Raw genomic sequence first — 23586 nt, 5'->3', positions numbered from 1 at the left:
TTAATTTTTTGAAAAATAAATATTTTTGCCCTGTTATTTGGAATTTTAATTGAAATGAAAAAAGGATAATACAAACATGAATTATGTTTATATTATCCTTCATATATTTATTAACTAATTTTGAGTGCATTAAACTTATCCACTACTTAGTTATTTTCATAACTTTCTTCTATGTATTTTTTAGCTTTTTCAATATCCTCTTTATTACGTATTTCTATAGCTAAATTTCCAGTTCCATAGTGTCCTATGTTAGTTACATCTCTAATAAATCCTTTTTCAAAGGCTACATTTTTCACATCGACTTTAACATAAAGTAAAAGTTTTTGTTTGTTAGGAAGTATTTCCATACAAACAAAGTTTTTTATTCTTTTAAAGGCTAAATATAATTTTAATTCTTTAAATTGTACATCATCCCCCAAATTCATTAAATACTCTTTTAATTCTTTATATAAGTTGGTGAGATGTTCACTAGAAAATTTAAGTTGTTTATTTAAATATGTTTCTTTCTCTTTATTTACATCTATGATATTTTTCACTTCAAAAGTAGTATTAACCAAGTCCAACATTAAATATGTATTTTCAAAATATTTATAACGATATAACTCAATATTACGGTTAATTTGTTTAACCGCATGTTCGTCATATCTTGTAAACCCACCAGCAATACATAATAATCTTGGAGATGACCAATCTATCTTATCCGAAAAATCCTTACCCAATTTTTTCATTACTATGAGTTCAAATTCTGCTTTATGATCCAATAACCAATCAAGATAAAATAATCCTTGATTAATTACATTTTCATTAGTTGTACGCTTATATTCTATAATTACGGGACAGTAATTTTCATCAATAGCTAAAGTATCTATTCTTCCACCGTGATTTTTTCCAGTTGTATACTCAGTTTCTAAAAACTTAATACCTAATAGCTCTTCAGAATTTTCCTCAATAATATTTTGCAATGATTTCTCAATTGCTAAAGATTCTCCTTCTAATTCATGAGTATTTCCATCCTCAATTCTAAAAAGTTTTATATCTCCCAAAAGTAATTCATCTCCAAATTATTTTAACTAATTATTCATTTTACCTTTAAACTTATTTAACGACAAATCAATATTTTCTAAATGCTTTGGATATACTCAATCATTTTCATTAGTATTTCTTTATTTTGAGAAGGAATAACGTTGTTTAGTATAGTTTGCTCCGTATTACCTAATACATTATCCTCTATATACTCACAATCCGCTTCTACTATATCTTTCAACGTGGCCTCAGTGGTTTCCATATGGAACTGCAAACCTATCACATTATCATTATAAATAAACGCTTGGTTCTCACAATGCTCCGAACGATATAGTCTCGTAGCCCCTTTCGGCAAATTGAACGTTTCTCCATGCCAATGTAGCACATCTAACTTTTCCGGTAAGAAATCATACTGATTTGTCGCTTTCTGAATTTCACCAAACCCTACTTCTTTCCCCTTTTTATTTTGGAAAATGGTAGAACCCAATACCGACGTGATTAACTGTGCGTCTAAACATATACCAAGTATCGGCTTATTATACTCAATCATAGATCGAATTAAGTTCTTTTCTTGTGGTAACCACTCAATATCATCATTTACGCTCATAGGTCCCCCTAGAATAATAAGTAAATCTATATCTGCGGTATCAGGCAAACTGTAACCTTTTTCATATAATTTAATTACTTTCGCATCTAGCGTCTCTAATATACCCGGTTTCTCAAATGGGACATGTTGTAAAATATAAATGCTCATTCTATCCCTCCGTAACATTTTATTTCATTATACTTAATATTATGAAATAGAAAAAGCACCCGACAAGACCATACATGTCGGCTGCTTTATATTAAATCGAAAGTTGTTTTCACTATTTGATTCAGTTGTTTCTTAATTACTTTGAAATCCTTGTTTAAATCTAATGTCTTAACGCTCACTTGGTTTCCACTCATTTGAAACGTATCATCTGGAATAACGTTATCATCAGTTTTAGCGTAAAGTAACATGCCGGAAACTGTAATATCTTTATCTTTTAAATTCACAGATTGATTTTTTACATAAGTAAATATTTGATATAAATTGGCAGAATGAAGTTTCTTAGTTTCAAAATAGTTATTTAACGTGTTTTTATAATATTTGGCATCAATAATTAAACATCGCTTATTATACGTTATCATGATGTCACTTTTCATAATGGGTAACATTTCAAGGCTAGAAGCTTCCTCAATTGACCAAGGGATGTGTGAGGCCGTTACCGTTAACTGTGGAAATTCCTTTTTATAGTATTCAAATATGAACTTCTCGTATAAACGCGACATTTGTTGTTCATCTTCAAACGTCATTAACTGTTTATTGCCATCCTTTTCAGACTGAAGCACGCCGTCATGAATCAACTTACATATAGATAACAGCATTTTATATGTCTGATTATTACGCGTAAAATTGAAATTCCATTGAATATTGCGGTAATCTATTGTCTCAATTTTATCAAAATATAATAGCAATCTTTTAAGATTTTTCTTTCTCTCTTTTGAAATTTCCACATTTAGCAACGTAATTATCGTTGTTTTTAATATTTGGTTCATGTACGTATTAATAGAGAATTCCTCATATGTACAATTCATTCTCTTGTTCATCATATCGAGATTTTGTATAGATTGAGTGACATTTATTTTCCCTCTTAATACTTTTAAACTATCGTTGTATTCTACATATTCGTGATGCAAACCATTTTTTAATTGAGTTGACACACCTTTAATTAAAATTGCTGCATATAAATCAGCGATATTCTCAAATTCTTCAGTCGCTAATTTTTGATAACCCTTTTTATTTAAAATGGTGAACGCATACGACAGCATATAATAGATATTTTGAATCTTGATCATAACTCAAACGCATTCCTTAATTTCTCAGCCCACATGTCGACTTTCGAAGGTTCATCAAACCAATATTCATTGAGTAATGGTAAAATTTCAAATTCGATAATATCCGACAAATCAGTAGTAGTGACATTTTCAAAGTTACTAAAATAACTATGACCAATAACAAAGCTTTCGCCCAACATATCATCTTGGACAATGTCATTGTTCAACGCTTCAATACATTGAATTAATGCATCAAACTCTAGGCTATTTAAGCTTTTTTGATAATCTTTAAATTTCTCATTTTCAAAGGCAGGTTTCATATCAAAAAATGCAAATCTTCGACGCAAGGCATAATCAAGAATTGCTAAACTGCGGTCAGCCGTGTTCATCATTCCTATAATATAGAGATTCTCAGGCACAGAAAATGCTTCATCCGTATATAGCAACTCTACTTCTAAACCTCTCTTGTCATTCTCGATTAACATAAAAAGTTCGCCAAAAATCTTACTTAAATTACCACGATTAATTTCATCAATAATAAAGAAATAATCATTATCTAAATCTTGTTCAGCAACTTTACAGAAATCATAAAAAGCCCCTGTAGAAAGCTCAAAACCATCATTTGTCGGTCTGTAACCCATAATAAAATCTTCATAAGCATAACTTTGATGAAATTGAATTAGTTTAACACGTGACGCATCTTTAACGCCCATCATTGAATACGCTAAACGCTTCGCTACATACGTTTTACCTACGCCCGGTGGTCCTTGTAAAATCACATTCTTCTTTCTTTTCACTAGACGTACGAGACGGTCATAATTGCTTTCAGTCATAAATACATCGTTTAGTAAGTCGTCCTTTGTGTAAGGCGGAGATTTCGGCGGTGGGTCTGGCACTATAGGTTTTTCTTTTGAATAAACCCAAACTTCATGGCTGAAATCAATAAAATTGTCTACTGCTGTTTCACCACTAGATAAAAATGCTTTTAACATATCTATAATGGCTAAATAGTTCTCACCACTCAACTTACCTTTAGGTTCAAGCTCTTTATTAATAAATTGAGCTGGTATTTGATTCGTTTCAAAGATATAACTTTTTGTAAGAGAATCATAATTCGCAAACGTTTCTGGCGCAATCCAATATAAACCACTCGTTAGCTTACTATTACCAATTTCTGGTTGAACAATAACCAGATTAAACTTTTCAATAAAATTAATTCTCTTATCGTCGTTCTGTTCATGCGCATATTTCAAAGCACTCTCAAATAATGCCCACAAATTATCAATATCATCGGCATTACGCTTTCCATCAAACGCATAAAACGTGGCGCTCATATTATTAACTGTAGGAATACTATAAAAACTTGTTGGTACCTGAGTTTGGATATCAAAATAGAGCGCCAATTCATTTAAAATCTTAATCTTATTCACATCTCGCATAGATGCTTTATTAAATAACGCAAAAATCGTAAACGGATCAATATCAATCAGCTCATTGTTTTTCTCAAGTGTGGGTAATTTAATCCCTGCTCTTTCATATATCATCTCTATCATTCTTATTAACTCACCACGACGATGGCGATAATTTAATAATTCAGAAGCTAATGTTTTATAAAAAGGAACCCATGTTTTATCTATATTATTCAAGGTCAAAACCCCTTTAAAATTTCAATAATTATAAACAGATTATATTTTTCTTGATTATACTATAAGTATATAATGATTTTAAAAATTCGTATTTTAGACTACGCGTAGACGCCCCTCGCTGACATTATAACTTGTCAAAATTCCTTTTGTATAAGTTCACCATTTGTGGTAATATCATCATGCATAAAAATTAGAGATATTAATAAAGAAGAAGGTTTAAATATATTATGAAAGAAAATTTTTGGAGTGAGTTGCCACGTCCATTTTTTATTTTGGCACCTATGGAAGACGTGACAGATATCGTCTTTCGTCACGTGGTTAGTGAAGCAGCTAGACCTGATGTCTTCTTCACTGAGTTTACAAATACAGAAAGTTTTTGCCATCCTGAAGGCATCCACAGCGTGCGCGGACGTTTAACATTCAGTGAAGATGAACAGCCTATGGTCGCTCATATTTGGGGCGACAAGCCAGAGCAATTCCGAGAAATGAGTTTTGGCTTAGCAGAGATGGGCTTTAAGGGTATTGATTTAAACATGGGATGTCCCGTAGCCAATGTTGCAAAAAAAGGTAAAGGTTCAGGATTAATTCTACGACCTGAAGTTGCAGCTGAAATCATTCAAGCCACTAAAGCAGGCGGCTTACCAGTAAGTGTTAAAACACGTCTAGGTTATTATGAAATAGATGAGTGGAAAGAATGGTTAAAACACGTCTTCAAACAAGACATCGCAAACCTATCTATCCACCTTCGTACTCGTAAAGAAATGAGTAAAGTAGATGCCCACTGGGAATTAATCGCCGCTATTAAAGAAATGCGCGACGAAATCGCACCTAACACATTATTAACGATTAATGGTGATATCCCAGATAGACAGAAAGGTCTAGAACTTGCTAATAAATATGGCATTGACGGGGTGATGATCGGTAGAGGCATTTTCCACAATCCTTTTGCCTTTGAAAAAGAACCCCGCGAACATACAAGCAAAGAACTACTAGACTTATTTAGATTGCATTTAACATTGTTTGAAAAGCATTCTACTGAAGAAACACAACAATTCAAAGCCCTACGCAGATTCTTCAAAATCTACGTACGTGGCATTAAAGGCGCAAGCCAACTACGCCACCAATTGATGAGCACTGAAACAGTAGACGAAGCTCGTGCATTATTAGACGAATTTGAAGCTCAAATGGATGAAGCTTAAAAATATGACAAAACACCTTATTAAGTTAGATTAAATTCAACTTAATAAGGTGTTTTTATTTATTTACATTATTTCAAAAATGCCATTATATACACAGGATATTTAAAATTAATGTATCTATTCTTCTCTCATAGTTCTAGTCCACTAAATTTTGTTTATAACTTTGATAAAATTTTTCATACTTCATTTTCCCAATACCGCCAACGATATACTTGCCGTATTTACTTAAATTCATAACATAAGCTATACATACAGAGAAAGTTACAGTTAATGTAAATGTAAAAATAATATTAAAAAATGGATGCTCATGTAACGATCCTAATCTATGTACAAAAAAGTAGTGAATTAAATAAATTGAAAATGAATAATTACTAATAAAGATAACAAATCTTGGAACATATTTAATATACGACGATAATAAGAAGAATAATAAAATAACCATCGTTACATAAATAGGTGTATCAAACCGTTTAGAATCAACTAATGTCAAAATACCAGATAAATAGTTGAATATAACAAATAGTGTTACTACAATCGCACCAATCACAATATGTAAGGTATAGTTTTGAATTCGGTTCATCATTGTCTCATAGTAATATCCCATATAGAAACCTAATAAGAAGTAACTTAGCCATCCAATAAATAACATCCATCCTTCTCTTTGCCAAAGCCAATTAAAATAAACGCTTTCTGGCGCATCTATAAAGTTTCTCATAGCTCAAAATAAAGACGTAATCACTAATGAATAAATAATTAACTTAATTGGATTAAGTTTCACGAGATATTTAGCAAATAACACATGTAATAAATAAAACTGAAAAATGATAACAATAAAATAAGTTAATGTGCCTCCATGAAACATCATAAAACCAACTGATTCTAAATAATCTTGGAAATTTTTCGGATGGCCATATACATAAGCAAGTCCCATATTAATAATGATATAGGGTATTCCTAAAGTGAGTAATTTTTGTTTGAAAAAATTTTCCTTAACTTTAGTTTTATATTGTTTAGCTAATAAAAACTCTGAGATGAAAACAAACATTGGCGTAGCGTACAATAACAATAATTGAAAAATTCTTAATAAATATCCTTCATTTGGCATATCAAATTTATAAAAAGTCGTTGTTATGGAATGAATCATCACAACACTTAAACAAGCGATTGCTCTCATCCAAAAAATGATTGATGTATAAATCCTCATCTACATTCTCCCTTTTACATACTAAACCATGAATTTTCCTGCTTAAATTTAAAAAATCACAGTTGAATTTCATTATATAATATGTTTTTATGAAAATTCAAAATTATACAAATCAATCATTTTTGATATTGCAATTATTAATTTTTATGTATTTTAGATTACGCATTGAAATTTTCATATGATAATTGGAGTGAATAATGACCTTCATTTTTTATTTTTATGAAAAAATTGGACTAATGGTTTTGGCATCAGTCCAATTTATTATATAGATACTATTAATAAAAGTTTTTTAGCGAATGATAATACCTTTATTAGTCGTCTCAATAGTTGAATGTTTAGGCGCCTTGATCATTTTCCAAACCCAATAAAAGTCACCTATGCAACATCCTGCATGAAATGTAGCAAAGAAGAAAAAGAGACCTCTTGGAAACCATCCTAAAAATAAAGTGAATATGAATATAGCTGTGATAATTATAAAAGGCGCGATACTACTAATTGTAAAAGTTAATGGCGTAAATGTGCCTCCTGGTATCGCACAATAAATCATACCTTTAGTTGCCCCAAAATAAACTTTATTCTCAGGTGAGAATATTTTAAAAAATATGCCATGAATACATTCATGTATTGCAAACATAAGTATTAAGAGAATAATTACAAAAAGTGCATTGAATAATACTGAATCAAAGAATCTAGGGGCATCTGCAAATTTCATAATTATATAGAATATAATCCCAAAAATTACAAAACTAATATAAGAGTATATTGCAAGTTTATTAGCTAAATCTTTATCTTCTAATATATTAATTTCTTCCAAAAGTAACGCTCCTTTTTTTGAACTATGTTAATACTATTATTACCCTTCAATTCCTTAGATTTTTAAACTTTCTTAAGAATAATTTAGTCAGAACATAGTAAATTTTATGTTTTAGTACTAATCCTTTCCAGTGACTATGTCACCAATGATTGAACTCTCTAATTTTTCAAATTTAATTATCAAAAAGCACAATCATTAACGATGTAACGATGTGCTCTTTTATAGTTAAAAAACTGATTCTTACATTGACGGTGGACCCATAGGGGGACGAGTTATATCTGCATGGTTATAATAAATATTATTATTAGAAAATGTGTGGAGAATAGCAATTGTAAATAATTTATGTTTTTCCACAAAAGATCCTTTAAATTTAAGATAAATATAATCTCCTCTTTGATTCCAACTAGCCACTTCGTTATTGTCTTTTGTATCTATCATTTTGCAATGCTCTTTTTTATCAACACTCACTGTAAAAAGGTGATTTTCATACTCGAACAATCCTATTTTTTCTCGATTAAACTTTTCTTTTTTATTTAGATATATCTCATTGTATTCCTTGGAATTTGCATCGAAATAAGACAATATATATTTTCTCTTTTGTGATAATACTAATTTTCTAGACTTTACTATGATTTTGTCTTCATCATCTTTAAAAAGGTATCTCTCAAAAAAGTATCCAAAAGTTATATTGCCTATAATTTTTTTAAATATATTATTATAATACTTTTGAACAACTCCTACTTTTTTCCCTTTAGAATCGAATATGGTAGAAGATTTAGTCGAGTTAATATATCTTTTTTTATATTTATACATTATGTTCCACCTTTAATATAAACTTTTTGAACTGATCTCTTTAGTGTTTATAAGCATATATGTAACAACTTAATTATTAGCATTAAATTTTATTCATCGCTAATAATTAAGTTATAAATATCGCATTTATAAAACATTATCCTTTTGAAATTCAAATTTTCTTACATTGCAAACAATTTACTTTTTAGTTATATTTAGTAATGACTTACTACCCATTATTTATAGAGATTTATATATAGAAAAAATTTATCGGAGGTAATAAAGTTACTATGAATCAACTAAAGAATACATTATATAGGTTGTTTGAACCTATGACAGAAATTGAATTTTATCAAAGTGTGTTAATTAATATTTTAATTATCATTGCTTATATCTTAATGGGTATGATTGTAATTGCTATATTAAGAAAGTTAGTTACTAAATTTTTCACCGTTAATGGAAAGAAAAAGAATCGTCATAAAATTAAAAGAAGCGAAACACTATCAAAATTACTTCAAAATTTAATCAGTTATGTCGTATGGTTTATTGTACTTACGTCAATACTCTCACGCTTTGGCATCAGTGTATCAGCGATTTTAGCCGGAGCTGGAGTTGTTGGTGTCGCTGTTGGTTTTGGGGCACAAACGATTGTTAAAGATATTATTACTGGTTTCTTCATTATATTTGAAGGACAGTTTGATGTAAGTGATTATGTTCAAATTAATTCATCTGGCGTAACTATTGCAGAGGGTACAGTTAAAACGATTGGTTTAAGATCAACAAGTATACAATCAGATACTGGAGAAATCTATACATTGCCTAACGGTACGATTAGTGAAATAGTAAACTATTCAACAACAGACGTTTCTCCAATTGTAATGATACCACTTTCTCCTAATGAGAATTACGAAGTTATAGAAGAAAAATTATTAGAGTTTTTACCAACATTGAAAAACAAATATGACATGTTTGTAGCAGCACCTGAATTGCTTGGTTTAGATAGTGTTGATGGTAATGAAATGATTATTAAACTTCTAGCACATGTTAAGCCAGGAATGCACTTCCCAGGTCAACGCTTACTTCGTAAAGAAGTAATCCAGTACTTTAGTGAAGAAGGCATTCATATTCCTAAACCAACACTTGTAAAACTTGATGATGATTTGAGAAAATAATCTGCAAATAGGTTTTATATCGAAATGAGTAAAGCATCCCTCACTTTGTGTGAAGGATGCTTTTAATTTTAATCAAAGTAAATATTAATTTTATAGATAATAACTGAGAATGTCTTGTGAATTGGTATTTAAAAGCATCGTGATATAATCATCAACGGTATTTATATCACGATGGTTTGTTTTTTACCATTACTATCATTTTAGTAGTTATGATAATAGGATATATATGTACTAAAATTTTATTCGCTAATTACTAGATAAACATAAGTAAATAATTATTCTTCTAAACTTATACTACAACTATATTTAATTTATTGTGTTTGCTTGTTTATAATACATTGTAAATAAACTGCTATTAATATTTCTTTCTTTAATTTAGTACTGAGAATTTGTATATTGTGTTTTTCACCATGTTTTTTAGTTCTTTTACTTTTTGAAATATCTAAAAAACTGCGCTTTGCAGTGAATAAATTTTCATTTCCAGATGTTATTCTGGTTTCATTACTAAAAAATGGATTACTTACATCAAATAACTCAGATTTGTAATTAAGTGTATAAGGAATTTGTTGTTTTCCCCCACTTTTGAAGAATTTTTTCATTTCAAGTGTACCTACTTCTTCATTGTTCAAATAAATCGTATATTGGTGTCTATTAGCTGCAATATTTTTACGAATTACTTTCACGCTATTATTACGAGAATTCATGTGCAAACTATATTTTGTTTGAACACCAAAAGTACTCATTATCTTATGCAACATATTATCAAAAACAGGTTTATAAGTTATAGTCTCATTACCGTATATAACATTGCTTTGATTCTCAATGATATATAAAGGCATTTGCACGAAGAACTCTCCCTCTTTAAATTCTTTATTAATATCGGAGTTTATATTAGTTAGAGATTCCTTTTTTTGTAGATATTTTCTAAAGAGCAAAACACTTATTATAATTATTGTAACAATTCCCCATAATAACCATGTGCTCCATAAAGGTGCTTTAAACAATTGTATTTTTCCTATGAGTACTAAGAATGTGTTTATTAAATTAAATACTAGAAGTAAAATCCAAATCAATGCCTCACGAAACATAGTCATTACCATTTTCTCCTTTATTCAATTAATGATTTCACAATATATATTACACACCTTATTTGTTAATTTTATTTATGGTACGCTTCTTCTTATTAGTTATTTTGCTAAAAAACCTTCAAAGTTATTATTTTTTCAACAAATAATTTGAAGGATTTTTATTATTTAATATTAACTTTATTTAATTATTGATAATAATCGTGCGGCTAATAATACAGAGGCTATTACTGGACTAAATCGGCATTAGACTGTTCATCTGTTTCTAACAGTGTATTATTCTTAACTTGTGTTTGAGTTTCAATATTTGTTTGAGGCTTGAGTAGTACTTGAATTCTGTAATTGATTACTTTAGTTTGATTCGCTATTATAAGTTTTTCACTTTTAAACTTCATTATTCGCACTATTATTAGATAGTGTTAAATCTTGGATTTTTGTTGATGAGTAATAATCTACTTTAGTTAATTCTTGATAGTCAATCTCAGCTACAGCTCCAGCGTCATTTTCTACTAAACCATATTTATACTACATCCCCAAGTTCAGAATTCTTAACATGAAAACTCACAGAATAGTCTACTTTATCTTCAGGTTTTTAAAAAATTACATTTTCTAGATGGTAATATTGTTCTTTCATAACACTAATGTCTATATCTGGAACATTATTAGCTGTTACTTCGCTTTCAGTCGTATGCTAATTAATAAAGTATTTACTAATATAATTGTAGCAAAAATATTTGCTTTTATATCTTGCTTCAGATTTAATTCTTATTGTTTGTTTTCTTCTTTTTATTTTCTTAAGTAGTAACTCTCGAAATTGCACTACACATCCAATTCCTCAATAATATGCATTCCATTCGCTGTTATTTGTATTTAGTATTTCTAATTCCAACTTAATCGCAAAGAATTTATTTATATGAAAGTTATTTTTGTTTCTCTTTTTTGCAGAATATTTTATCAAATCAAATATATTTTTAATACTTTTTCTCTATTCTACGAGGATTATCGATTTCTTTTTAACCAAGCCAATTGGGATCATCAAGATGAGGTCCTCGTCCCCTGTTCTACGGGGTAGTTATCGAATTCCAAAAGACAAGCATCAATACAAATTGAAAATCACAGATGATAATCTGCAAGTCGATTACCCTCGTCAATTTCTGAAAGGCGCACATGCACCGAGTGTTAAAGCACAGCACGTTATTCATTGGGACGCCACCTTCTGGGTTTCGTCGTTATGGTTAGCGTGGTTTTATTAATATCTGCTATCATTTATATTGTAGTAAAACGTCGTAATTAATACGTCTGTCTTTTATTAAAAATATAATTGAAGGAGAGAGTATGGAAATGGAATTCAATGAGAACAATATCGACTTAGAGACGATTATCAGAGATGAAGTTAATAAATATTTATCTAGAGATATTGGAGACTTACCTGCGACACAACAGGCACCGCTCGAGTTGAGAGAGAAATATGAAAAGATGGAAGTGCCGAATAAAGGGCGAGATATCTATGAAGTACTCAAAGATTTAAATAATGAAGTGCTGAATTATTTATATCGTCCGAACCATCCACGTTCATTCTCATTTATACCAGGTCCAGCATCACGTCTATCATGGCTTGGAGACATTTTAACAACAGCAAATAATATCCATGCCTCTAATTTTGCCAATGCGACGCTGCCAATTAATATTGAGCGTAATTTAATTAACTACTTGGTAGGAAAAATCGGTTATGAGATCAAACCGGCCGGTGGTGTCTTTGTATCTGGCGGTTCAATGGCCAATTTAACAGCTATCGTTGCGGCTAGAGATGCACAGGTAGAAATGGAAGATATTAAAAAAGCAACCGTTTATCTTACATCTCAAACGCATCATTCTGTAGGCAAAGCCTTGCATGTTGCAGGCTTCCTTAAAAATAATATCCGCAGAATTGAGTACAACGATGACTTTACAATGAATACAGATAGCTTAAAAGCCGCAATTGATAAAGATATTGAAGAAGGTTATAAACCTGCTATGGTGATTGCGACTGCAGGCACGACTAATACAGGTTCTGTCGATGATTTCACCACACTTGGAGATATTTGTGATCACTACAATCTATGGCTCCATGTAGACGGTGCTTATGGACTATCACATATCTTATCCGATAAAGCACAACACTTATTTAAAGGCATTGAACGTTCAGATAGTGCCAGTTGGGATGCTCACAAATTACTGTTCCAAACATATAGTTGCGCTATGGTAATCGTGAAAGAAAAGAATCATCTGCTGCAAAGCTTTGGCGAAGATGCTGAGTACTTGGATGATATTGCTTCAGATGATGATGTGATTGATCCAGAAATGTTAGGCATTGAACTTACACGCCCTGCACGTGCTTTAAAATTATGGATTACTCTGCAAGTCATTGGTGAAGATGAAATTATCGAGCGCATTAAATACGGCGAAGGTTTAGCAGAATATGCAGAAGAATACGTGTCAAGTCTCGATAACTGGCGTATTATCTCACACGCTAATCTTTCCATTGTGAACTTCAGATATGAAAACAGTGATTTAACTGAAGCACAAAATAATCAACTCAATAGCATGGCTGCGCAAAAAATTGCAGATTCTGGTTATGCCATTGCTTATACCACAGTATTGAATAACCAACGTGTCATTCGTTTATGTACAACGAACCCATTAACGACACATGATGATATCAGAGAAACAATAAATCGCCTTGATCAGTATATTGGTGATTACGATATGAAAGATGCTTAATCAAAAATACTTCTTAATAGTAAGTAACCCCCAAAAAGTTGAACTTTTTAGGGGTTCTTTTTTCTCTTTATGAGGATTGATTATCTAAGTGTAACTTAGCATCTTTAGCAGGTTTTGCTGGTGTGACACGTCTACCTTCTCCTTATTAGTTATTTTGCTAAAAAAGAGAGGGCAGATTTTGTCCTCTCTTTTTAAACAACTCTATAATTTATTTAACAGATTAGAGAAAAATTGAATGATAGATTGAATAATTTCCACAATACCGTCCCATATGCGTTGAAGGAGATTTCTATTTTCTTCTGTATTCAAATCCTTGGCTTTATCTTTTGCTTTATTCAATAAATCATCTGAGTTTTTTTCAATATTTTTTAATACATCTTTTGCATTTTGTTTAAATGCTTTTGGATCAGAAGTTAAGGCATTAGAGTTTGCCACATTCACCATATTATTATTAATCATTTGAATTTGATTTTCTGATAATATTTCTGACAAGCCACGTTCATCGAGTACTTTATTGACCGTGTCTTCAACTTGTTGTTGTGTTATTTGTTTATCTTGATTTTGTTTAATATCTGCAAGTTGTTCTTTAATATCTGCTATTGAAGCATTCAAAGCTTCATCTGAATATCCATCTTTACCTTTATTTTCTTCTGAAATTCTACCTAAGTCATTCATTTCTTGATTAGAATTTTGAATATCTTCAGCGTTGAGGTTGTTACCTTTTTCTTCATATGCTTTATAAATACCAGCTAAAGCACCTTCACCAGTTACTTGGTCGACAGAAGCTATATGTATTTCTGCGTTTTTAATTCCTGCCGTAATTGCAGCATTTTGATATTGTTCAGATGTCACTTTTGTAATGTTATCTGGTGTATCAATTTTCACATCAACACCCTTACCCCATTTTTTATGTTCAATTGTTGCACTTGAATAAATATAACTTAGATTACTGCTGTTTGGGATATAATTACTCACATCATTGACGTTAACATTATAAGTTTCATAGTTATCATCAACGCCTAGATCATTCTCAGTTTGTTGTAAATCTTGCCCTTCTAAGTCAGCGCCTTTAATAAAAACAGGTTCATCCCAATCTTCTTTATTTTCAGCTGCTTTAACAACACCTGAAGCTGATAACAACAATGTAGCTACTGCTAAACTAGTTATTGCTTTTTTCATTTTCAAATACACCATCCCTTAAAATGTTTCATATATTTATATTAATCGTATCCAATAACACGTTTTTGGATTGTTTCAATCATTTCTGAATCAGCCTGTGTCATATCATATTTATAAATTTGGTTGAATCTTGGATTATAAATACCAATGTGACGTATATTCTCAAAGGTAGGCTTTTGAGATGTCTTCCCCATTAAATAATATATCACTAATTGAAGCGTACTGTTTTTCTGTGGTAGTTGTTTTGAAACTTTAAAATCCCACAAAGTATCTTCAGTTAGAAAGTCGCCATCTCCACTATCAATAATGCTTGTATACCCCCCCTCAAATGTGAAACCATCCATTTTAACTTCACCAATTTGATTAAAAAATGAAAGACTTCTGTTTATAAGTGATTTTATATTATTAATTGTGTCTTGATCTGGAATTTTAAATTCTTTAGGCATGCTTCCTGCTCTATATACCATATCGTAATTTACCAATTGACATGCTTTAATAATAGATAGATCATCATTATCATTAATATCTTTTAACAATGATTCGGCTGTTTGTAATTCCCCAGCTAATTTTGCGCCAGTTAACGATATGGCAAATGATTTTTCTTTGTCTTGATTTATAACCATACGAGTAAGGTAGTCTACGACTAAACCAATTGTTTGAGGTGCTATATTTTCATATTTTGTATCTATAAATGTTTCTGGTTCTAGTTGCTTAACTTCAAATGATTTTCTGTTTAAATACCCACCACGGGGTTGTTTAATTTGTGAAATTCTTTGTGTAACACTAACCAATTAAAGACTCCTTTTGATAATAATATTTTTATATTTATGAAGCTTTTGAAGTTTCTTTGTCATTTTCTGAACTTTTTGATTCTACATCTTGAGATTGTTCATTTTCATAATTGTTACCATCAGTATTTTCATCATTGTTTTGGTTATTATTTTCTTGTGCTGCATCTGGATTTTGCTTATCTTCGCTAGATGATTGTTCTATTTGTTGATTTGGATCCTCACGTTCCTCATTTTGCGAAGCTTCCTCGTTACTATTTTCTTGCTGTTCTTCATTATTTTGTTTTTGATTTGATTTATTATTATCTTCTTCAATGTTGTCTCGGTTTTGTTCATTTTTTGTATTTTCATTCGTTGATTGTTTACTATCATTATCTGTTTGATTATTTTCTTTTTTATTTTGAGACTGGTTGTTATTTGATGTTGATTGATTTGACTCATTGTCATATCCTTGTTCTTTTTGCCAATAATTACCTACGATTTTTGAAAGTTCTTTATATTTTTGTTCTGGTACATCAGAGTCGGCAGTTTCAAACTTAGGCATTCCTTTTTTGTATACGTAAGTATTGTAAAAATCAGCAGTTGAATTATAAATATCTTTATCTATATAACCGTTTTCCGCTTTTATAGGACCATCTGGATGTGTAATAGCGCCACCCGTTTTGATAATTTTTCCTGTATTTCTATCTATAATGGCGTGGTGCTTAACGGATTCGTTTATCCCACCAAAAGGCGTTTCAATAAAAATTTTATCATCATTACTTTTATCTTTATTGTAAATTAGATCATCTTTATTTTGAGTAAAATTGAGTATATATCTGTCTATTGAATTTTCAACATCATTGAAAAGTTGTTTGAATAAATCTGAATCATCTTTTTCATACTTAAATTTGCTTGTTGCTACTAATTTTTCAATGGTACTACTTCTATCGTATCTTTCTTTTTCAAACATTGTTTGCATATTGTAGTTAATACTTTCCTGACCTATTTCTTGATTCAAACAATTTATTAATAATTGATCCAAAAATGGTGTCTTTATTTTATATTTATCTACAAAAAACAAGATATAATTTTTACTTTCATTATCTTTTGCTTTTACTACGTTATTACTAAACTCAAAGCAATGATATAAATAAACAAAGTTTAGTTTCTGATTTTGATTTGTATTCTTGGACTGTAGCTTATTATATTCATGTTGGATATCGTTAATAACTTTACCATTGAATTCAGTAATATTCTCACTAATTTGCTTCCAATTCTTCACTCCACCATCTGTCAAAAAGTAATCTTTAAAATAATTGAAACGTGACTTATCTTCATTAGCCTCATTGATTGTTTCTTCAATTGCGTTAGACATCATTCTCAATAATTTGTTGCCCTCATAATAATTACTCTCTAAAACTTTATGCATAAAACTTTCAAGTTGCAATTTTAATTTTTTATTTTCAGAGTACCATCTACATTGGGATTGATATGTAAAATCAGTCAATAATTTTTCCTGTAAGGGAGAATTATCCATATTCATAATTTCTTTCATTATATCTTCAAAATACTCATAAAAATTATGGGAATCATCTCTTAATATTGCTTTTTCAATAGTAGGAGTATGTTTATAATTATTATCTGACTTTGGTAATGGATGCTTATCGAGAACTTTCGATAAAATTTCTATAACTTGATATTGGAGTCTATTAAACTCATAGTTGGATCTTTGAGTAATATACCTTCCATCAAATTCATCAATTTCATATTCAGGATTATTAGAATTATAAAATGGCTGATATCTTGCAACATCTACACCATACATTTTGTTCAATAATTTTAATTTGTTCGTGAAAGTTGTACCCTTGACCCCTTGTTTCTCTTGTAAATGTCTTTTTTTATAAGTTATTTTAGGATTTTCTTTTACAAGATTGAAATAACTAGATGCTTGATACTTATATTCAGATTTTTCTTTATTGTAGAGATAAATATCAATATGAACCTTAAACACCTCTTGAAAAGCTTGCTTTTTATTTTTAGAATCATTCATGAGTTGCTTTAAAGCATTATACAATTGATTTTTGTCCTCTTCTAATGTTTGATTTGAAAATTTGCATAAATACCATTCTTTAGTCACATCAATGTCATTTGTTCGCTTATTTAAGTAACAATGTTCTTGAATGCCTCGTTGAATACTACTTAGTGATTCACTTTCAAACTGTATTTTTATGCCTTGACTATCCAATATTACTTTACCAAAATTAATCATAAACTGCCTATATGTACTAATAAAATCTTGTACCTCTCCTGCATATTCTGGTTGTAACAACGGTGATAATGGAATTTTATTTTCCATAGGCAAAATTTTAAACTTTTTGGTACACTCTTTTATATTATTTATAATTTGATCATCAATATGAACCGTATACTGCATATATATAGTATTTTCAGTAGATTTTAGAGTTGTAATATTTTTATTCACTTAATTCACCTTCATTGACCCATCTTTATTTAATTATAACTATTTATGTATGCTGTAGCACTACCACCTTTTTTCATCAAAATTAAGATTAATTTGCTATTAGTACATACTTATTATTTTGGTTAATTCAGTTTTAACAGCATATTTCAAACTAATAGGAGATTCTACTTTGACATTGGCACCACATGTGACTATTAATTTAGCTATAAAATCTATATCTTTCGTGTTCACTTTTGATTTAAACAAATATGTCTCTTCTTTAATATTTTCAATCATATAGTCACTCCATAGGTATCCTTTCAAGATATTTAATCCAATAATATTACTTCTAATTTGTATATCAATCGTATTTTCGTTTTCAATCATGAACTGTTGAAAATTCTGCATAGTTATTTCATTACATTCTTGAGTTTCTCCTATTTCATATACTTCTTTTATTTTAGAAATATTTAACAACTTCACTAATTTTGATCCTATATTAACAACAACGAAGTACCACTTTTGATTTTTATATAAGATACCAATACCTTTATATTGACCATTCAAGTAGTTTTGTGAATAACAGATTTTAAATGACTTACTACCAATTGTTAATCTAATGATTTCATTAAATATCTTATAACTTTTGAACTGATATGTATCTTCATTAAAATATTGAAATATCTCATTATACTGGTTTATCAATTCTTTTTTATTCGAATTATTATATAACTTTTTTAATATTTCTTGATATTCTGTTTGAAAAGGTAACTTACTAACATTGGAGATACTTGAAAGTGTAAATACTAAAGCTTTCAATTCTTCGTCTGTGATTGCTATTTTCGTTTGGTTTCGATTACCTATGGTCATATAACCGCCATTTTTCCCTGTACTACTATATAAAGGCACTCCTAATGCTTCAATTTCCTTTATATCCCTTAAAGCAGTACTACGAGAAATATTAAATTCTGACATTAAATCATTTAACTTGAAATTCCTTTTTTTATTACAGTATTCAATCATATGATATAATCTAACAGATTTTTTCATTATTATTCCCCTTTTAGTATCAATAGGTGACACTAATACAGTATATACTTATTTATAACAAATTTAAGGAGGAAAAACTATGAATTTTCAAGTAAGTCCCTATTTTTTAATTATAGAAAATGCAGATGGTTTGAAAAGGTTGTATGAAGAGCTGTTTGGCGCTAAAACACTGTATATCCAACGTATCAAGGATAGACCGACAGATAAGCAACTTAATATCGATAAAAAAGATTTAAATAAAATTGATCAATGTGTACTTCAATTTGGAGATATAAAAATTATGATTGCGGATGATACCGAAGGTTTACCTATAACCCAAGGTAATAATATATCGCTTTGTATTACTTTTGACCATGTAGAAGAAACTAAGTGTGTGTATGACCAGTTAATAGAAAAAGGCAGTGAAGTATTAAAAGCATTCAGCCCAGAGTTCTATACTGAAGGTTATGGTTATGTAAGAGATCCTTATGGTATATCTTTACATTTATTTACGAAAAGGAAAGGTTAAACCAAGTTTCTAGTGTTCTATTACAGATATTGGTACAACTATAAGGACATTTGGGAACAAATTATCGCATGTTTTTTCAATATAAAAAGCCATGACATTATTGGACTGACCCCAATTAGTGGGAATTATATAAAACACTTTCGTTGAATTCATATTAAAATGAATCATGCGGAGGTGTTTTTTCTATGAAAAGAGTTGCTTATTCAGTAGAAACAAAGTATAAAGCTGTTGAAATGAAAACAGCAGGATTTTCAACAAAAGAAATTATGGAAGAATTAAATATTAGAAATAGAACACAAGTGAAAACTTGGTGGCGATGGTATCAAAATGGGGAAAGTTATAGATTTTCACAACACGTTGGTAAACAATATACCTACGGTAAAGGATTAGAAGAGCTGTCAGAAGTAGAACAATTAAAATTAGAAAATAAGAGAAAAGATATAGAATTGGATATTTAAAAAAAGTACAAGGCATTGGAAAGGAAGTGGTATCAACAGTAGTCATAGATTTAGTGGATCAATTAAAAGGAAACTATTCAATCAAATTGATACTAGAAGTATTAAACATACCTAAATCAACATATTACCGATGGAAAAACAAAACCTATAAAAATGATACTGTAACACAAAAAGTTATTGAATTATGTGAAGCTAACCACTATACCTACGGTTATCGTAAGATTACAGCACTGATTAATCAATGTTATACATCACCAATTAATCATAAGAGAGTACAGAGAATTATGCAGAAGCATCATTTGAACTGCCGAGTTAGACCTAAAAAGACGACAAGGATAGGTAAACCGTATTATAAAACTGACAATTTATTACAAAGACAATTTAAAGCGAGTTGTCCCATGGAAGTATTAACAACCGATATTACTTATTTACCATTTGGTCATTCTATGTTGTATTTATCTTCGATAATGGATATTTATAACGGAGAAATTGTGGCGTATAAAATAGATGATAAACAAGACCAAAGTTTAGTTAATGATACATTAAATCAAATCGATATACCCGAGGGGTGTATATTACATAGTGATCAAGGCAGCGTTTATACATCTTATGCTTATTATCAATTATGCGAAGAAAAAGGCATTATCAGAAGTATGTCCCGAAAGGGAACACCTGCTGATAACGCCCCGATAGAAAGTTTTCATTCCTCGCTAAAGTCTGAAACTTTTTACATCAATAATCAGCTTAATAGCTCTAATCATATTGTAATAGATATTGTCGAAAATACATTAAAAACTATAATAATAATCGAATTCAACAAAAACTAGGCTACTTATCTCCTGTAAAATACAGAGAATTAGCAGCCTAGAACATAGTGTTTTTATTAAGTTCCCATTTTAAGGGTTCAGTGCCTAAATCCCAGCCTTTTATTAGTTTAGGTTAAAACAAAAAAAGTGATGAACTCAGTCATCACTCAAAATCAATTATTTGTCATCTTTTTTGTCTTTATTATCGTGTTTTTCTCCACCAGTGTATTCATTAATTTGATCTTTTACTTTATTTACTTGTTCATTATCACTATTTTTAAATTTTTCAGCTGCATCTTTTGCTTTATCTACAAAACTCATTATAACAAGCTCCTTTCAAGTTAATTTTTTAATATGTGAGTTACTTTGACTTCCTATATTTGTTATCTACCACAATACTATCGTTATAAACATTTATCTCAAAAAAAATATATTAATAACGTAGTATGATTATACATTTATGAAACACGATAATTCTTGTTATAAGATGACGCATCGAATCATCTTATAATGAAACAATGGAGCGTCTATTGGGCCTCGTAGTGGTATGTTAAATTCAAAGTGTATTCTACTCTTTTTCCTTTACGTTTACATTGTACTGATATCAATCACAAATCGATACTTCACTTTTGATGACAGCACTTTTTCATAAGCGTTATCAATGTCATCTGCTGTAATTAATTCAATTTGTGGGGCGATATGATGTTCAGATCTGAAACTTTTTACATCAATAATCAGCTTAATAACTCTAATCATATTGTAATAGATATTGTCGAAAATACATTAAAAACTATAATAATAATCGAATTCAACAAAAACTAGGCTACTTATCCCCTGTAAAATACAGAGAATTAGCAGCCTAGAACATAGTGTTTTTATTAAGTTCCCATTTTAAGGGTTCAGTGCCATAAATTCATTTTATATAGAGGTGTTTTTTCTATGAACAGAGCCTCTTATTCAGTTGAAACAAAAGATAAAGTAGTAGAAATGAAGCAAAATAGATACAGCAGAAAAGAAATAATGGATAAACTAATATAAAAATTAAATCGCGAGCTGATACTTCGTGGAAATGGTGTAGAAATTGAGATTTAAAAAAAGTACAAGGAATTAGAAAGAAAGTGGTACCAGAAATAGTTATTGAGTTAGTAAAAGAATTGAAGTCAAGATATAACATAAATCTAATTTTAGAAGTTATATATATTCCAAAACCCAATTTTATAGGTGGAAAAATAAACCGTTTAGAAATAAAATATAACATGGATTCTAAACTTTCCCTTTTAATTACTTATAATTAATACATTAGTAAGGTAATTTACTCATATTGACTGAAGTTCTAGTAAAACCTTCCCTATTAAGCATTGTGCTTACATCGTTTAAATTTTTTTGACTTTTAGGATTAATGATTACTTCTTTTAACATTTCATGTGTTAATCTACAAGTTGTGAATGGTTTACTATTCATATACAATTCAGGCTTTAATAGATTATCCTCATTAATGTTGAAAATAATGTATCTAATTTCTTCTTCTTGTCTTAAATACGGATTTTTGAACACTAATGAAAAGAAATGCAGTGCTTGTACTATACTCCCTATTATTACTTCCATATCATCAGGGTCATATTTAAAATTATCATGAGCGACCAACCAAGCATGAGCTAAAGCTTTAATATATTTAGACTGTACTTCATAATCATATTCCACTTTTACAGGAAAAACATATGCATTACCAACTGTATATTCATCAAGTGTTTTCTTGCCCTTTGAGTAATAACTTGCAAGTTGCTCCATTATTCCCTGACTATCAAATCCTAGAGCAATATCACCATAATTTGATAACGCTTGTGAATAATCATTTTCACTAAAAGACCAAACATATACATCATCTGGCAAAATAGTATTTAGTTCTTCTAATTTGAGGATTATATCATTAGGTGCCTCCAATAATTTCAATTCCTTTTTCATTAACTCATATACATATTTAATTTCTTTATCATCATTCATATAGTGAATTGATCCAATTAAAAAAGTAGATGAAGATAGAATTTTTTCAAATGCTTCATAGGTAGTATAATGATATAAATTTTTAATTTTACTTGGATCTGCATAGAATTTATTTGCAATAAGCTCAGGTTGAGCTCGTTGATAAAAATTAGAATTTTCATCATAGTAATCATTTAATAATTGCATACCATCTTTATTCATTGATTGCACTGTTCTTTTTACATCTTCTGACACCTTTGGATCTTCAAGTATTTTTTCTAATTCTTTCATATTATCCTCTCCATTACATTTATGGTTCTGTTGCAAAGTTGAATTTATAGTATAATTTTAACAAAAAGGAGTCTTCTGTATGAACTATTTCAGATATAAACAATTTAACAAGGATGTTATCACTGTAGCCGTTGGCTACTATCTAAGATATGCATTGAGTTATCGTGATATATCTGAAATATTAAGGGAACGTGGTGTAAACGTTCATCATTCAACGGTCTACCGTTGGGTTCAAGAATATGCCCCAATTTTATATCAAATTTGGAAGAAAAAGCATAAAAAAGCTAATTACAAATGGCGTATTGATGAGACGTACATCAAAATAAAAGGAAAATGGAGCTATTTATATCGTGCCATTGATGCAGAGGGATATACATTAGATATTTGGTTGCGTAAGCAACGAGATAATCATTCAGCATATGCGTTTATCAAACGTCTCATTAAACAATTTGGTAAACCTCAAAAGGTAATTACAGATCAGGCACCTTCAACGAAGGTAGCAATGGCTAAAGTAATTAAAGGTTTTAA

19 protein-coding genes and 5 pseudogenes are annotated in these 23586 nt (G+C 29.8%); 8 read left to right on the top strand and 16 right to left on the bottom strand.

Annotated elements, in window-relative coordinates; translation table 11 throughout:
* Window positions 1–146: 146 nt before the first annotated feature.
* The 4 genes from E2558_RS07910 to E2558_RS07895 all read right to left on the bottom strand — a co-directional run bounded on the left by E2558_RS07910 (window position 147) and on the right by E2558_RS07895 (window position 4529).
* The gene (locus E2558_RS07910) at window positions 147–1043 is read right to left on the bottom strand and encodes a DUF5655 domain-containing protein (RefSeq protein ID WP_126564805.1); all 897 of its coding nucleotides are present in this window, start codon (window positions 1041–1043) and stop codon (window positions 147–149) included.
* Between the two features lie 77 nt (window positions 1044–1120).
* Entirely contained in the window at window positions 1121–1777 is a 657-nt protein-coding gene (locus E2558_RS07905; RefSeq protein WP_126564806.1) for a type 1 glutamine amidotransferase, read from the bottom strand.
* A gap of 86 nt (window positions 1778–1863) precedes the next feature.
* Window positions 1864–2904 carry a 5-methylcytosine-specific restriction endonuclease system specificity protein McrC gene (mcrC, locus tag E2558_RS07900; RefSeq protein WP_126564807.1) on the bottom strand — a complete coding sequence of 347 codons (1041 nt, stop codon included), beginning with the start codon at window positions 2902–2904 and terminating at the stop codon, window positions 1864–1866.
* Entirely contained in the window at window positions 2901–4529 is a 1629-nt protein-coding gene (locus E2558_RS07895; protein WP_188349591.1) for an AAA family ATPase, read from the bottom strand. Before E2558_RS07895 ends, mcrC begins: the two co-directional genes overlap by 4 nt.
* Before the next feature lie 227 nt (window positions 4530–4756).
* Between E2558_RS07895 and E2558_RS07890 the strand changes: the two genes are divergently transcribed.
* Window positions 4757–5728 carry a tRNA dihydrouridine synthase gene (locus E2558_RS07890; protein WP_126564808.1) on the top strand — a complete coding sequence of 324 codons (972 nt, stop codon included), beginning with the start codon at window positions 4757–4759 and terminating at the stop codon, window positions 5726–5728.
* A 136-nt stretch (window positions 5729–5864) separates the two neighbouring features.
* On the opposite strand, the pseudogene E2558_RS07885 reads toward E2558_RS07890, so the two are convergent.
* The 3 genes and pseudogenes from E2558_RS07885 to E2558_RS12465 form a co-directional block, all read right to left on the bottom strand.
* Window positions 5865–6932: pseudogene (locus E2558_RS07885) on the bottom strand (acyltransferase family protein).
* A 289-nt stretch (window positions 6933–7221) separates the two neighbouring features.
* The gene (locus E2558_RS07880; protein ID WP_126564809.1) at window positions 7222–7746 is read right to left on the bottom strand and encodes a DUF3267 domain-containing protein; all 525 of its coding nucleotides are present in this window, start codon (window positions 7744–7746) and stop codon (window positions 7222–7224) included.
* A 240-nt stretch (window positions 7747–7986) separates the two neighbouring features.
* Window positions 7987–8559 (bottom strand): tubby C-terminal domain-like protein, encoded by a 573-nt coding sequence (locus tag E2558_RS12465; RefSeq protein ID WP_229716410.1) that lies wholly within the window; start codon window positions 8557–8559, stop codon window positions 7987–7989.
* A 269-nt stretch (window positions 8560–8828) separates the two neighbouring features.
* Here E2558_RS12465 and E2558_RS07870 point away from each other — a divergent pair, with 269 nt between their 5' ends.
* The gene (locus E2558_RS07870) at window positions 8829–9710 is read left to right on the top strand and encodes a mechanosensitive ion channel family protein (RefSeq protein ID WP_126564810.1); all 882 of its coding nucleotides are present in this window, start codon (window positions 8829–8831) and stop codon (window positions 9708–9710) included.
* 311 nt (window positions 9711–10021) lie between these two features.
* On the opposite strand, the gene E2558_RS07865 is transcribed toward E2558_RS07870, so the two are convergent.
* Together E2558_RS07865 and E2558_RS07860 are read right to left on the bottom strand one after the other, a co-directional pair.
* The gene (locus tag E2558_RS07865; RefSeq protein ID WP_126564811.1) at window positions 10022–10804 is read right to left on the bottom strand and encodes a hypothetical protein; all 783 of its coding nucleotides are present in this window, start codon (window positions 10802–10804) and stop codon (window positions 10022–10024) included.
* A gap of 218 nt (window positions 10805–11022) precedes the next feature.
* Entirely contained in the window at window positions 11023–11190 is a 168-nt protein-coding gene (locus tag E2558_RS07860; protein WP_162837078.1) for a hypothetical protein, read from the bottom strand.
* Between the two features lie 645 nt (window positions 11191–11835).
* On the opposite strand from E2558_RS07860, the gene E2558_RS12615 reads away from it, so the two are divergent.
* Both E2558_RS12615 and E2558_RS07850 read left to right on the top strand, forming a co-directional pair.
* Window positions 11836–12048: a DUF1958 domain-containing protein gene (locus tag E2558_RS12615; protein ID WP_126564823.1), complete on the top strand. Its 213-nt coding sequence runs from the start codon at window positions 11836–11838 to the stop codon at window positions 12046–12048.
* An 88-nt stretch (window positions 12049–12136) separates the two neighbouring features.
* On the top strand, window positions 12137–13555 hold the full coding sequence (locus E2558_RS07850) for a pyridoxal phosphate-dependent decarboxylase family protein (RefSeq protein WP_002498810.1): 1419 nt from the start codon (window positions 12137–12139) through the stop codon (window positions 13553–13555).
* A gap of 201 nt (window positions 13556–13756) precedes the next feature.
* Here the strand turns inward: E2558_RS07850 and E2558_RS07840 are convergent, their stop codons facing one another.
* The 4 genes and pseudogenes from E2558_RS07840 to E2558_RS07825 form a co-directional block, all read right to left on the bottom strand.
* Window positions 13757–14734: a DUF1002 domain-containing protein gene (locus E2558_RS07840; protein WP_002484888.1), complete on the bottom strand. Its 978-nt coding sequence runs from the start codon at window positions 14732–14734 to the stop codon at window positions 13757–13759.
* A gap of 41 nt (window positions 14735–14775) precedes the next feature.
* Window positions 14776–15525, bottom strand: coding sequence for a hypothetical protein (locus E2558_RS07835; protein WP_126564813.1), 750 nt, complete (start codon window positions 15523–15525; stop codon window positions 14776–14778).
* A gap of 34 nt (window positions 15526–15559) precedes the next feature.
* A pseudogene (locus E2558_RS12570) lies at window positions 15560–16336 on the bottom strand (hypothetical protein); the annotation flags it as partial.
* 1749 nt (window positions 16337–18085) lie between these two features.
* A complete protein-coding gene (locus E2558_RS07825; protein WP_048665469.1) occupies window positions 18086–19015 on the bottom strand; it encodes a helix-turn-helix transcriptional regulator in 930 nt (309 codons plus the stop codon).
* A gap of 79 nt (window positions 19016–19094) precedes the next feature.
* On the opposite strand from E2558_RS07825, the gene E2558_RS07820 reads away from it, so the two are divergent.
* Together E2558_RS07820 and E2558_RS07810 are read left to right on the top strand one after the other, a co-directional pair.
* Entirely contained in the window at window positions 19095–19523 is a 429-nt protein-coding gene (locus E2558_RS07820; protein WP_002490405.1) for a VOC family protein, read from the top strand.
* Between the two features lie 185 nt (window positions 19524–19708).
* A pseudogene (locus E2558_RS07810) lies at window positions 19709–20849 on the top strand (IS3 family transposase).
* Window positions 20850–20964: 115 nt separating this feature from the next.
* Here the strand turns inward: E2558_RS07810 and E2558_RS07800 are convergent.
* Together E2558_RS07800 and E2558_RS07795 are read right to left on the bottom strand one after the other, a co-directional pair.
* Window positions 20965–21108 carry an SAS049 family protein gene (locus E2558_RS07800; RefSeq protein WP_000011355.1) on the bottom strand — a complete coding sequence of 48 codons (144 nt, stop codon included), beginning with the start codon at window positions 21106–21108 and terminating at the stop codon, window positions 20965–20967.
* 267 nt (window positions 21109–21375) lie between these two features.
* A pseudogene (locus E2558_RS07795) lies at window positions 21376–21507 on the bottom strand (alcohol dehydrogenase); the annotation flags it as partial.
* On the opposite strand from E2558_RS07795, the pseudogene E2558_RS12460 reads away from it, so the two are divergent.
* A pseudogene (locus tag E2558_RS12460) lies at window positions 21496–21650 on the top strand (IS3 family transposase); the annotation flags it as partial. The pseudogenes E2558_RS07795 and E2558_RS12460 sit on opposite strands and share 12 nt — an antisense overlap.
* Before the next feature lie 436 nt (window positions 21651–22086).
* Here the strand turns inward: E2558_RS12460 and E2558_RS07785 are convergent.
* On the bottom strand, window positions 22087–23058 hold the full coding sequence (locus E2558_RS07785) for a hypothetical protein (RefSeq protein WP_002499392.1): 972 nt from the start codon (window positions 23056–23058) through the stop codon (window positions 22087–22089).
* A 79-nt stretch (window positions 23059–23137) separates the two neighbouring features.
* Between E2558_RS07785 and E2558_RS07780 the strand changes: the two genes are divergently transcribed.
* The coding region (locus E2558_RS07780; protein ID WP_135789024.1) for an IS6 family transposase at window positions 23138–23586 on the top strand (449 nt) is incomplete at its 3' end.

Source organism: Staphylococcus pragensis, from assembly GCF_004785665.1.
In the GTDB taxonomy this organism is placed as follows: Bacteria; Bacillota; Bacilli; order Staphylococcales; family Staphylococcaceae; genus Staphylococcus; species Staphylococcus pragensis.
Note: the sequence above shows the minus strand (reverse complement) of the source record. Positions and strands in the feature narration are given on the sequence as shown.